A 12,760-nucleotide genomic window follows, 5' to 3' on the forward strand; every position below is an offset into this window, starting at 1 on the left:
GCCCACCAGGCCAGCCCAGCCGACCTGGCCACCGCGATCCGCGGGCACTGGGCAGTGGAAAACTCCTCACACCACATCAGGGATGTCACCTTCGCCGAGGACGCCTCCACCGTCCACGCCGGAACCGCACCCCGGGCCATGGCAACGCTGCGTAACCTCGCCATCGGCGTGCTGAAAACCCTCGGAGCCGACAACATCGCCAAGACCACCCGAGCGATCCGCGACGAACCCCAACGAGCACTGCCCATCCTGGGCATCACCAACGATTCCGACGTCTACGGAACTTGATCAGGCCCTGGCCAGGGCCAGGGCGACAAGGTGGAGCGCCCTACCGGACGTACGACCTTGTCGCCCTGGCCCTGGTCTGCTCGGCTTGCCTGGGTCGGTGGCTGGCGGGATGGCATCCCACCTCAACCACTCTCCGACCGGAACCTTTCGGCAACTCCATCTCGGAGTCGTCTGGCCCCCGCCGGAGGCACAGCTCTAACCCGCACCCCTTCCCCACCCCACCATCCCCTCACCACCTCCATCCCTTCCCCACCTGGGCCTGAGCGACTGCGCGGAACCGTTCGGCAACTTCGTCCGCCGCGGTTGGCCTACCGGATCTCGCGCTGCTTCGGGATCGCCGGAACCGGGTGGAAGGTGTCCGCATAGCCCTGGTCGTCCTTCGGGACTCGTCACCGGGGTCACCTCACTGACCCAGGTGCGACGCGCGGGGCGGGGCGTGGGGTTCGGGCCGGCTGATTTTTCCGCCCCGGCGCCCTTGCGCCGGGGCGGCGGCTCCGCAGGAGCCGTTTGCCGCGCCCCGGCCCGCGCCGCGCGGAGCGCGCTTGATCCTGATGAGATTGTTTCGGCAGTCATCTCGCCTACGCCTTCCGCCTGCGCAGCGGGCAGGCCCGCTCGACGGCGCGACCGGATCGCGTGGTGGTGCGCCTCGTGCGCCGCGACCCCCTCGCCGCCGTTGTGGCGCCGCTGCCGGTGGTCGACGTACCGGAGCTGGACGGGCTGCCGCTCGGCATCGGCGAGGACTGGCAGCCCTACCGGCTGCGGCTGGCCGGGTCGCATGTGCTCATCGCGGGGGCGACCGGCTCGGGCAAGGGCTCGGTGCTGTGGTCGCTGTTGCGCTCCCTGGCCGGCGGTATCCGCTCCGGGCTGGTGGAGGTGTGGGCTTTCGACCCGAAGGGCGGGATGGAGCTGGCGGCCGGGGTGCCGCTGTTCACCCGGTTCGCCTACGACGATCCGCACAGCATGGCCGGCGTCCTGGAAGAGGCCGTGAAGCGGATGCGGCTGCGGGCGGCCCGGCTGCGCGGGGTGACCCGCCAGCACGTGCCGACCACGGAGGACCCGCTGCTCGTCCTGGTCGTCGACGAGCTGGCCGCGCTCACCGCGTACATCACTGATCGGAAGGTCCGCGACCGGATCAAGGAATCACTCGGCCTCCTGCTCAGCCAGGGCCGGGCGGTCGGCGTGCACGTGGTCGCCGCGTTGCAGGACCCGCGCAAGGACGTCCTGCCATTCCGCGACCTGTTCCCCACCCGCATCGGGCTGCGGCTGACCGAACCGGAGCAGGTGGACATGGTCCTTGGGGACGCCGCCCGCGACCGGGGAGCGCTCTGCGACCGCATCCCCGAATCCATGCCGGGGGTGGGGTTCGTGGTCCTCGACGGCGTCCGTGAACCCGTCCGGGTGCGGTTCGCCTACCTCACCGACGACGACATCCGTCAGCTCGGCCGCGACTACCGCCGCCTCTGCGACGACACCGACCAGGAGGTGACCCCGTGAAGGCTGACACCGAGCGTGTGGAAGGGCTCGCCCTGGTGCTCATCGTCCTCATCGTCGGCGGCCTGGCCGGCGCCGCCTCGTTCACTCATGTCCACGACTGGACCATGGCCAACTCCCCGGCCGGAACCGGGGACTGGTTCGGCTGGGCCAACGCCGCCATTTCCGAACTACTCCCGCTCGCGGCGCTGTTGACCATCCGGCGACGCCGCCGCACCGGCGGCCCGGTCGGCTACCCGCTGTTCCTGCTCGTCTGCGCCGTCGCTCTGTCCCTCGCCGCGCAACTCGCCGTGGCGAAGCCGAGCCCGTCCGGGTGGCTGCTGTCGGCCGTGCCCGCGCTGGCGTTCCTCGGCCTGTCCAAGCTCGTCTTCTCTACCACCCCGGCGGCCCCCGAGCAGCCGGCCGGCGACCGGGGCGAGGTGCCACCCGGCTACGACCCGACCGAGGATCACCGGCCCGTCGTGGTCCACGCCGTCGACGAGGACCAGGCGGTCACCTACGAGCCGGCCCGGCCGGCGGCGGTAGCGGTGCAGCGGCCCGGACTGGTGCCCGTGCCCGCGGCGGCGTTCACGGCCCGCAACGGCACCTCGTACGGCACGGAGCGTGACCAATGACCCAGCTTTCCCTCATTCCCGAGACTCCGTCGGAGACGCAGCCGCGACCCGGGTCGCGGGCCGACCGGATGCGCAAGCCCCTCGCCAAGGACGCGCTCAAGCAACTCGCTGAGCAGCACGGCGTCTGCGTCCGCCCCCTGGCCCTGCGCCGCACCGACACCACCACCGGCCTGACCGAGGTCGTGGAGGTGCCCTGCGGAGCGACCCTGGCCGTCAAGTGCAAGCCGTGCGCGGAGAAAGGCCGACGGCTGCGCATCCAGCAGATCCGCGAGGGCTGGCACCTGGCCGACGAACCGGCCGTCCGACCCGACAAGCCCGGTGAGGACGCGCTCGCCCTGGTGCGGGTACGGGCGCACCTGGAGTTCGAACGCGAAGCCGTCCACTACCAGCCGATGACCCCGGACGAGCGGGCCGCGCAGGTGGCCGAGATCGACGCCGCTATCGCCGAGCTGGACGAAGCCCTCGGCGAGACCAGCCTGCGCGGCCACCTCACCCCGAAGGAACGCGACGAGCGGCCCCGCCGCAAGCGGTCCACCCGGCGGCGTCAAGACTCGCCGAACCTGCCCCGGCTGCCCGTCGACCCCCGCACGGTCGGCCGGGCCTACTCGGGCCGGGCGGGCAAGACCTACCGGCCGTCGATGCTGGTCACGCTGACGCTCGACTCGCACGGGCCGGTGCACTCCCACCTCCGCCGCGGTGCCTACGTCGCGCCGTGTGAGTGCGGCACCCGACACGGCCCGCACGATGACCTCCTCGGCACCCCGGTCGATCCCGCCGGCTACGACTACCGCCGGGCGGCCCTGGACGCGATCCACTTCGCCCGGGTGCTCGACCGGTGGTGGCAGAACGTCCGCCGTGCCGCCGGCTGGAACGTCCAATACGCCGGGGCCGTCGAGCTGCAACGCCGTCTCGCCCCACACGCGCACTTCGCCATCCGGGGCACCCTGCCGCGCCGGCTGCTCAAGCAGATCGCCGCCGCCACCTACCACCAGGTGTGGTGACCACCCTTCAACGAACCGGTCTACCGCGTGGACAAGCCGCCGGTCTGGGACGTCGACCGACAGGCATACGTCGACCCCAAGACCCGCGAGCCGCTGCCCACCTGGGGCGAAGCCCTCGACGCCCTGGAAGAACCCGACAGCCGACCCGCCTACGTCGCCCGCCTCGGCCGCATCGACGCCCGCGGCATCGAGCAGGGCACCAAGGACGCCGAACGGTCCATCCGCTACGTCACCAAGTACGTCACGAAGGATCTGACCGACCAGGCCAAGCCCCGCTCGGACCCGCAGAAGGCGCACTTCGACCGCCTCCACGCGGAACTGTCGGTCCTGCCCTGTTCGCCGACGTGCGCGAACTGGCTGCTCTACGGCGTCCAGCCGGACGGCGTCAAGGCGGGCTTGACCCCGGGCCGGTGCACCGGGAAGGTCCACCAACGCTCCACCCTCGGCTTCACCGGCCGCCGCGTCCTCGTCTCCCGCCAATGGTCCGGCAAGACCCTCGCCGACCACCGCGCCGACAACCGCGCATGGGTGCGCGCCATCCTCGCCGGCGGCATGGCCAACACCGATCAGCACGACCAGGCGGCCGACGACGCGGACGGATCCAAGCGGTACCGGTTCGAACTCGCCCGACCCGAAGACCCCGACGTACCACCACTGGAACACCGACTCCTGCGCGCCATATCCGCGCGCATCCGCTGGCGCACAGACCTCGACACCGCACGCCTACGAACAGCCGCGGTCGCGCCGTCATCCGATCAACCCGCCGCGCTCGCGGCCTGAACCATGGGGGAAATCTTGTCCAACGTCGTGCCATTCGAGCTGCGGCAGGCCGGCCCTTGGATGGGCGAAGCCGCCTCCGAGGTCAAGCCGGTCCGTGCCGTCTACACGGTCAAGGAGGTGGCCGCGATGCTGTCTCTCTCGGTCAGCTCGGCCTACGCCCTGGTCCGGGCCGGGCAGATTCCCGCCGAGCGTCTGGGGCGCCGCTGGGTGGTGCCGCGCAGCCGCTTCCACGCCTGGCTGGACGGTGCGGCCGGCGGGCTTTCGGCGACCGGGACCGACTCGCCGCGTGGGGGTTGGTGACCGTGGGCTTCGTGAGCAAGACGCCGGCCGGGACCTACCGGGCGAACTGGCGGGATTCGGCCAACCGACAGAAGGCCAAGACGTTCCGCACGAAGAAGGAGGCGAACGCGTACCTCGCTGAGGTGGAAGGCGCGATCAACCGGGGCACGTACGTCGACCCGCACGCCGGGCGGATGCGGTTCGGCGAGTTCGTGACGCGGTGGCTGGCCGGGCGGTCGGTGGAGGTTCGGACGGCCGAGCGGACGGAATCGATGCTGCGGGCGCATCTGCTGCCACAGTGGGCGGAATGGCCGTTGGCGCGGATCGACTACCTGGCGGTGCAGGAGTGGGTGACGAACCTGAGACGGACCTTGGCGCCCTCGACGACGGCGAAGCACCTCGGGATGCTGTCGATGATCATGCAGACGGCGATCCGGGCGCGGCTGATCGCGGTGAACCCATGCGAGGGAGTGCGGATACCGCGAAATCGGGCTGGTGAGGCACGCGCCGGCACGATCAGCCGAGAGGTCTTCCTCGGCCGGCTGCTGCCCGCTGTGCCGGCCGAGCATCGGGGGATCGTCTGCGCCGCCGCCGGGGCGGGCCTGCGCTGGGGTGAGTGCGCGGGCCTGCCCTGGAAGGCGGTCGACCTGGACCAGGAGCTGGTGCACGTCGCTCAGGTGGCGGTCGAGACCCACGGCGGGGTCGTGCTGCGGGCGTACCCGAAAACGCGGGCCGGCGTGCGCGCGGTGCCGATGCCGCGGTTCCTCGTCGACGAGCTGCGCCGGCGGCGCGGGGCCGGCTCGCCGGACGGCCGGGCGTTTGTCTTCGCCGACCGGGACGGCGGGCCGCAGCGGCGGTCGAACTTCCGACGCCGGGTGTGGCTGCCGTCGCTGGTGCGGGCCGGGCTGCTCGGGCACGTGACCCAGGTGGCGCCGGGCCGGTGGCTGGCGGTGTGGCCGGATCGGGACGGGCGGGAGCAGCGGGCGGAGTTCGCCACGGAGGCGGCGGCGGTGGCGCACGCGGCGGCCTCGGCGGTCGGCGGGCTGCGATTCCACGACCTGCGGCACTCGTACATCACGTGGCTGGTGACGGACGGGGTGCCGGTCAACGTGGTGCGGCGGGTGGTGGGCCACGAGAAGGCGTCGACGACGCTTGACCGGTACACGCACACGCCCGACGACTACGCCGATCGGGTCCGGCTGACGTTCGCTGACGATTCGCTGACTTTCCGCCCGACGCCGCACCCGGCCGACCCGGAGAACGCATCTCCACCTGCGCCAGAAGAGGAAGCCGCAAAGGGACGACCCCCGTCGGGGGGAGACGGGGGTCGTCTTGTGGTTCGGCTCCGGGGGGGTCGAGCCGAACCGACTCAGCGGTTACGGGGGGTGCAACCGCCGAGGCCCATCGGCGCCGGGCATGCGAACTCCCGTCGCGAGAACAAGCATGCCGCAGTCGACCCTTATACGTCGAGTGTTGTTCACTCCACGCAAAGCTAATTCATCGATAGCTGCCTGTGACCGCCGTCACTCCAGGGGGTGCTCATCGGCTTTCGCTACCCGGGCGGGCGCCCCCACGCCTCCCGTCGGGCTAGACTTTCGCGCCGTGGGCCGCAGCGCCGCTTTCTTCGATCTCGACAAGACCGTCATCGCCAAGTCGAGCGCCCTGGCGTTCGGTCGGCCGTTCTACCGGGACGGGCTGATCACTCGGCGTGACGTGGTCAAGTCGGCGTACGCGCAGCTGATGTTCCGGCTGGGTGGCACCGACGAGCAGACCATGGCCCGCACCCGGGACTATCTGGCCACGCTCTGCAAGGGCTGGCCGGTGGAACAGGTCCGCCAGATCGTCGCGGAGACGCTGCACGAGCTGATCAACCCCTACGTGTACGCCGAGGCGGCCGCTCTCATCGAGGAGCACCAGGCCGCCGGGCGGGACGTCGTGCTGGTCTCGGCGTCCGGCGACGAGATGGTCCGGCCGATCGGTGAGCTGCTCGGGATCACCGACGTGATCGCCACCCGGATGGGTGTGGTGGACGGCCGCTACAGCGGCGAGGTCGAGTTCTACGCGGCCGGTCCGAGCAAGGTCGAGGCGGTCAGCGAACTGGCGCTGGAGCGGGACTACGACCTGGCCGACTCGTACGCGTACTCCGACTCGTACTCCGATCGGCCGCTGCTGGAGTGCGTGGGGCATCCGACGGTGGTCAACCCGGACCGGGCGTTGCGCAAGCTGGCGGTGGAGAACGCGTGGCCGGTGCTGGAGTTCCGGCACCCGATTCCGGTGGGCCGGCGGCTGCGCGAGCGGCCGGCGGTGCCGGTCGCGGCGGCGGCGCTCGGCGTGGGCGTCGGCGTGGCCATCGGCATCGCCTGGTACGGCCGGCACCGCCGTACCCGCGCCACCGCGCCCACCGCCTGACACCCCGGCACCCGTCAGGACGCGGCGAGGATCTCGTCGCCGATAAGCGTGATCTGGTCCGCGCCGACCTCCACCGCGCTCATGTAGTGCCGCAGCCAGGAGCGCAGGCCGTCGGGCGTGCCGGTGGCGAAGGCGCCGGCCGCGCCCACGTACTCCGGTTCGCGCTCGCGGTGCCCGACGTCCACCGCGACCAGCCCGCGGGGGTCGAACCCGGTGGAGATCAGCACCAGCCGGGCGGCCGCGCGGGCCACGACCCCGGACGGGCCCGGGAACGGGCGCAGGTTCAGCAGCTCGCCGTGTACGACGGCGGCCAGCACCAGCGGTGGCACCTTGGTGCCGCCGGCGACCAGGGCGGCCAGGCTGTCGAGGCGGGCCGCGACCACCGGGTCGGCGACCGGCCGGCCCAGTTCCTCCTCGGTCACCACGTCGCGGGCGGCGAGTACGTGCAGCCGAGCCAGCACCTGCCGGGGCGCCTTGGGCCAGAGGTCGCTCAGCCCTGGCAGCGTCCCGGCGACCCGCAGCGCGCCCTGGAGCACCGGGTCGGTGACGGTGCCGGCGCGTACCTCCTCGCGGTCGTGGACGCGGCCCTCCAGCGCGGCGCTGGCCACTGCCGAGCGGAGGCTGACCTCGGCGGCGACCTGGCCGCCCTGGCGGCGCAGCGCGCGGTGCCGGTGGGCCTGGTCGACCCGGTCGCGGGCCTGCTCGACGGCGGGGGCGACGTCGGCGAGCGCGAGCAGCGGGGCGAGCGGATCGGTGGTCACCCCGTCACGCTAGCGACCGCCGGGCCCGTCGTACGGCCGGGGTTGTTAAGAAGGGGCCCTTCCTCTACCGGAGGCGTTAACAGGGGGCCCTTCCTTACACCTCGGCGCGGGGACCGGGCCGCTCGGCGCGCGGGGAGGGGCCGGACGGTCGCGGCCGGGGTACGGCGGGACTAACCTTCCCCGCATCAGGAGACGCAGGTCACGCGACGAAGGAGTCACCGCATGAGCGAGGCATTGGCCAACTTGCTGAACGAGACGCGCCAGTTCCCGCCGCCTGCCGAACTCGCCGCGAACGCCAACGTGACCGCCGTGGCGTACGAGGAGGCGGCCGGCGACCGGCTGGCCTTCTGGGAGCGCCAGGCCGGCCGGCTGGCCTGGGCCCAGCCGTGGGAGCAGGTGCTCGACTGGTCGAACGCCCCGTTCGCGAAGTGGTTCACCGGGGGCCGGCTCAACGTGGCGTACAACTGCCTGGACCGGCACGTCGAGGCGGGCCTCGGCGACAAGGTGGCGATCCACTGGGAGGGCGAGCCGGGCGACACCCGTACCGTCACCTACGCCGACCTGCACCGGCTCACCTGCCAGGCGGCGAACGCGCTGACCGGGCTGGGCGTGACCGCCGGTGACCGGGTGGCGATCTACCTGCCGATGATCCCGGAGGCGGCGGTGGCGATGCTCGCCTGCGCCCGGATCGGTGCCACGCACAGCGTGGTGTTCGGCGGCTTCTCCGCCGACGCGCTCACCAACCGGATCCAGGACGCCAGCGCCAAGGTGGTGATCACCGCGGACGGCGGCTTCCGGCGGGGCAAGCCGTCGGCGCTCAAGCCGACCGTGGACGAGGCGGTGGCGAACTGCCCGTCGGTGGAGCACGTGCTGGTGGTGCGGCGTACCGGTGAGGAGGTCGCCTGGTCGGCGAAGGACCACTGGTGGCACGAGACGGTGGAGACGGCGTCGCCGGAGCACGAGGCGCAGGCGTTCGACGCCGAGCACCCGCTGTTCATCCTCTACACCAGCGGCACGACCGCCCGCCCGAAGGGCATCCTGCACACCACCGGCGGCTACCTGACCCAGGCGTCGTACACCACGCACGCGGTGTTCGACCTGAAGCCGGAGACGGACGTCTACTGGTGCACCGCGGACATCGGCTGGGTGACCGGGCACTCCTACATCGTGTACGGCCCGCTCTCCAACGGCGCCACCCAGGTCATGTACGAGGGCACCCCGGACACCCCGCACAAGGGCCGGTTCTGGGAGGTCGTCGACAAGTACAAGGTGACCATCCTGTACACCGCGCCGACGCTGATCCGCACCATGATGAAGTGGGGCGAGGACATCCCGGCCGGGTACGACCTGTCGTCGCTGCGCCTGCTCGGCAGCGTCGGCGAGCCGATCAACCCGGAGGCGTGGATCTGGTACCGGCAGCACGTCGGCCGTGGTGAGCTGCCGGTGGTGGACACCTGGTGGCAGACCGAGACCGGCGCCATCATGATCTCCCCACTGCCGGGCGTGACCGAGGCGAAGCCCGGCTCGGCGATGGGCCCGCTGCCCGGCATCGTCGCCGACGTGGTCGACGACCAGGGCCAGTCGGTGCCCAACGGTGGCGGCGGATACCTGGTGTTGACGGAGCCGTGGCCGTCGATGCTGCGGACGATCTGGGGCGACGACGACCGGTTCCTGGAGACGTACTGGTCCCGGTTCGGCGCGGGCGCCAACCTCGGTGACGAGTGGGTCTACTTCGCGGGCGACGGCGCCAAGAAGGACGACGACGGGCACATCTGGCTGCTCGGCCGGGTGGACGACGTGATGCTGGTGTCCGGCCACAACATCTCCACCACGGAGGTGGAGTCGGCGCTGGTCAGTCACCCGTCGGTGGCGGAGGCGGCGGTGGTCGGCGCGACCGACCCGACCACCGGCCAGGCGATCGTCGCGTTCGCCATCCCGCGCGGCAGCGCGGAGACCTCGGGCGAGCAGGGCGAGCAGCTCATCGCCGAGCTGCGTAACCACGTGGCGAAGGCGCTCGGCCCGATCGCCAAGCCGCGGCAGATCATGCTGGTGCCGGAGTTGCCGAAGACCCGCTCCGGGAAGATCATGCGCCGTCTGCTGCGGGACGTGGCGGAGAACCGGTCGCTGGGCGACGTGACCACGCTCCAGGACTCCTCGGTGATGGACCTGATCTCGTCGGGGATGAGCGGCGGGAAGTCCGACGAGGACTGACGACGACGTACGACAATGGGGCGGTCGCCGGGCGGTCCGCCCCTTCGTCGTATCCGGGGGATCCGCGCCGGTCGATCGGTTGGCCCGTACCTGAACTGATCGGCCAGGGGGCCTGCTCAAGGCTTCCGCGCAGGTTTTTAATCCATAACTGTCACTGCATTTCAAGATCCGGCCATCGTCACTGGTCAACAACTCGGTGACGGACTGGCTTGTGACGGTGAAAAGCATTCCCAACAAAAAGTTGCTACAAATCGACGCACACGTCTTCCCACCAGTCGCAGCAGTGTCTATGTTCACCCTTGTCCCACTAGTGGGACGTTCCACCGGCCCGTACCCCCAGTTGGGCCGGTTCCCTCACACCGGAGGTACCACGTGCGCAAAGTCGCAGTGGGTCTGCTCGGGCTTTCGCTGACCGCGACGGGACTGGTGGCAGGCACGTCCGCCAGCGCCGCGCCGACGCCGAAGCTGCCGGCCGCCGCCCCGTCGGTGGCCGAGCCTGCGCAGGCTGAGCACGACCTGCCCAACCCGCTCGAGGAGAAGCGGCGCGCGCTGCGCCAGGAGGGCCTCAGCGAGGTCCTGTCCGGCAGGGCGAAGGCCCAGAAGATCAACGGCAGCACAGTCGTCAAGGTCGGCGAGCGGGCTGCCGAAGGTGCCGCGGCGGGCAGGTCCGCCAAGAGCACCAAGGCAGGCAAGGGTCCGACCAAGGACCAGTACGTCGAACTCTCCCGCGAGCGGACCGACAAGATCTTCGTAATCCTCGCGGAGTTCGGCGACGAGCGGCACCCGGACTACCCGGACCAGGACACCGACCCGGGCACCCCGGGCCCGACCCGGTTCGACGGTCCGCGCGTCAACCAGATCCCGGAGCCCAACCGGGCGGTGGACAACTCCACCGTGTGGCAGGCCGACTACAACGCCGACCACTTCCGGAAGCTCTACTTCGGCACCGCCCCGGGTGACGAGTCGCTGAAGCAGTACTACGAGGCCCAGTCCTCGGGTCGGTACAGTGTCGACGGCGAGGTCACCAACTGGGTCAAGGTGCGCTACAACGAGGCCCGCTACGGCCGTTCCGACGGCTACCCGTGCGCGTCGAGCGTCTGCACCAACACCTGGGCCCTGGTCCGCGACGCCGCCAACCAGTGGGTCGCCGACCAGAAGGCGCAGGGCCGCTCCGACGCGGAGATCGCCGCGGACGTCAAGGCGATGGACGAGTGGGACCGGTACGACTTCGACGCCGACGGCAACTTCAACGAGCCGGACGGCTACATCGATCACTTCCAGATCGTCCACGCCGGCGGCGACCAGGCCGACGGTGACCCGTACCAGGGTGAGGACGCCATCTGGAGCCACCGGTGGTACGCCTTCGCCAGCGACCAGGGCAACACCGGCCCGGTGAACTTCCCGGCCGGCGGTACCCAGATCGGCAACACCGGCGTCTGGATCGGTGACTACACGATCCAGCCGGAGAACGGTGGCCGGAGCGTCTTCTACCACGAGTACGGCCACGACCTCGGTCTGCCGGACGACTACAACGTGGTCAGTGGTGGGGACAACAACAACGAGCACTGGACCCTGATGGCCCAGAGCCGGCTCGGCGCCAAGAACGACGGCGGCATCGGCGAGCGCGGTGGCGACCTCGGCGCCTGGAACAAGCTCCAGCTCGGCTGGCTCGACTACGAGGTGATCGTGGCCGGCCAGAAGCGCACCCTGGAGTTGGGCCCGCAGGAGTACAACTCCAACAAGGCCCAGGCCGCCGTGGTGGTGCTGCCGCAGCGGGAGTACACGTTCCAGAACGGCAAGCCGTTCGAGGGTACGAAGCAGTTCTTCTCGGGCAACGAGGACGACCTGAACACCACGATGACGCGCACTCTCGACCTCACCGGGAAGACCAGTGCCGCGCTGTCGATGAAGGGTCGCTACAGCATCGAGGCGGACTACGACTACCTGTTCTTCGAGGCGTCCACCGACGGTGGCCAGACCTGGACCTCGCTGCCCGGTACGGCAAACGGCGACCCGCTGAAGGAGATCTCCCCCGGGCGCTACGCCCTGGACGGCTCCAGCAACGACCAGTGGGTCGACATCAACGTCCCGATGGACGCGGCCGCCGGCAGCGTCGTGCAGTTCCGGCTCCGCTACCAGACGGACGGCGGTGTCTCCGAGGGCGGCTTCTACGGTGACGCGATCACCGTGACCGCCGACGGCCAGACGGTTCTCTCCGACGGCGCCGAGGCTGGTGCGGACGGCTGGACCCTCAGCGGCTTCAGCGTCGTCGAGGAGACCTACACCCGTAAGTTCGACAACTACTACATCGCCGGCAACCGGTCGTACGTCTCGTACGACAAGTACCTCAAGACCGGCCCGTACTACTTCGGCTACGCGAACACCCGCCCGGACTACGTGGACCACTACGCGTACCAGGAGGGTCTGCTGATCTCCTACTGGAACCTCCGGTTCGCGGACAACGACACGTTCGCGCACCCGGGTGAGGGTCGGAACATGATCATCGACGCGCACCCGCGGCCCATCTACAACCTGACCGGCAACCCCTGGCGGGCCCGCGTCCAGGTATACGACGCGCCGTTCAGCCTGAAGAAGGCCGACTCGTTCACGCTGCACATCAACAGCCAGCCGCAGTACATCCGCGGCCAGGCGGCGCAGCCGCTGTTCGACGACACCAAGAAGTACTGGTACCCGGAGCTGCCGAACCACGGCGTCAAGCTCCCGGCCACCGGCACCAAGATCAAGGTTCTGGAGCAGAACGGCACCTCGATGAAGGTCCGCTTCTCCTGATCCACTGATCGACGCACCACGCGATGCCCGGGCGGTGAACCGCCCGGGCATCGCCCCTTCCGGGAACGCGGCACGCCCCATCCGCGTCCCATCCCGGGGGACGCCCCGCACCACGCCGCCGACCGCCTTCGCGACG

The 12,760-nt window shown here is 70.7% G+C and carries 8 protein-coding genes and 2 pseudogenes; 9 read left to right on the forward strand and 1 reads right to left on the reverse strand.

From position 1 onward, the window contains the following. The 7 genes and pseudogenes from C569_RS33795 to C569_RS0121270 form a co-directional block, all read left to right on the forward strand. Window positions 1-288 (forward strand): annotated as a pseudogene (locus C569_RS33795) (ISAs1 family transposase); the annotation flags it as partial. 648 nt (window positions 289-936) lie between these two features. Beyond that, window positions 937-1,782 (forward strand): FtsK/SpoIIIE domain-containing protein, encoded by an 846-nt coding sequence (locus C569_RS30725; RefSeq protein ID WP_369753858.1) that lies wholly within the window; start codon window positions 937-939, stop codon window positions 1,780-1,782. After that, window positions 1,779-2,393, forward strand: coding sequence for a DUF2637 domain-containing protein (locus C569_RS0121250; protein WP_018787775.1), 615 nt, complete (start codon window positions 1,779-1,781; stop codon window positions 2,391-2,393). The genes C569_RS30725 and C569_RS0121250 overlap by 4 nt, the downstream gene beginning before the upstream one ends. Further along, window positions 2,390-4,174 (forward strand): annotated as a pseudogene (locus C569_RS35100) (replication initiator). Before C569_RS0121250 ends, C569_RS35100 begins: the two are co-directional and overlap by 4 nt. Before the next feature lie 15 nt (window positions 4,175-4,189). Next, window positions 4,190-4,474, forward strand: coding sequence for a helix-turn-helix domain-containing protein (locus C569_RS0121260; RefSeq protein ID WP_231394856.1), 285 nt, complete (start codon window positions 4,190-4,192; stop codon window positions 4,472-4,474). A gap of 11 nt (window positions 4,475-4,485) precedes the next feature. Next, window positions 4,486-5,949: a tyrosine-type recombinase/integrase gene (locus tag C569_RS34460; protein ID WP_231394857.1), complete on the forward strand. Its 1,464-nt coding sequence runs from the start codon at window positions 4,486-4,488 to the stop codon at window positions 5,947-5,949. A 106-nt stretch (window positions 5,950-6,055) separates the two neighbouring features. Continuing rightward, window positions 6,056-6,862: an HAD family phosphatase gene (locus C569_RS0121270; protein ID WP_018787780.1), complete on the forward strand. Its 807-nt coding sequence runs from the start codon at window positions 6,056-6,058 to the stop codon at window positions 6,860-6,862. 14 nt (window positions 6,863-6,876) lie between these two features. Here C569_RS0121270 and C569_RS0121275 read toward each other — a convergent pair whose 3' ends face one another. After that, a complete protein-coding gene (locus C569_RS0121275; RefSeq protein ID WP_018787781.1) occupies window positions 6,877-7,623 on the reverse strand; it encodes a hypothetical protein in 747 nt (248 codons plus the stop codon). Between the two features lie 222 nt (window positions 7,624-7,845). On the opposite strand from C569_RS0121275, the gene acs reads away from it, so the two are divergent. Both acs and C569_RS0121285 read left to right on the forward strand, forming a co-directional pair. Continuing rightward, window positions 7,846-9,834, forward strand: coding sequence for an acetate--CoA ligase (gene acs, locus C569_RS0121280; RefSeq protein ID WP_018787782.1), 1,989 nt, complete (start codon window positions 7,846-7,848; stop codon window positions 9,832-9,834). Between the two features lie 387 nt (window positions 9,835-10,221). Then, on the forward strand, window positions 10,222-12,624 hold the full coding sequence (locus C569_RS0121285; RefSeq protein WP_018787783.1) for an immune inhibitor A domain-containing protein: 2,403 nt from the start codon (window positions 10,222-10,224) through the stop codon (window positions 12,622-12,624). Window positions 12,625-12,760: the final 136 nt, after the last annotated feature.

This window comes from Micromonospora sp. CNB394 (genome assembly GCF_000374985.1).
In the GTDB taxonomy this organism is placed as follows: Bacteria; Actinomycetota; Actinomycetes; order Mycobacteriales; family Micromonosporaceae; genus Micromonospora; species Micromonospora marina.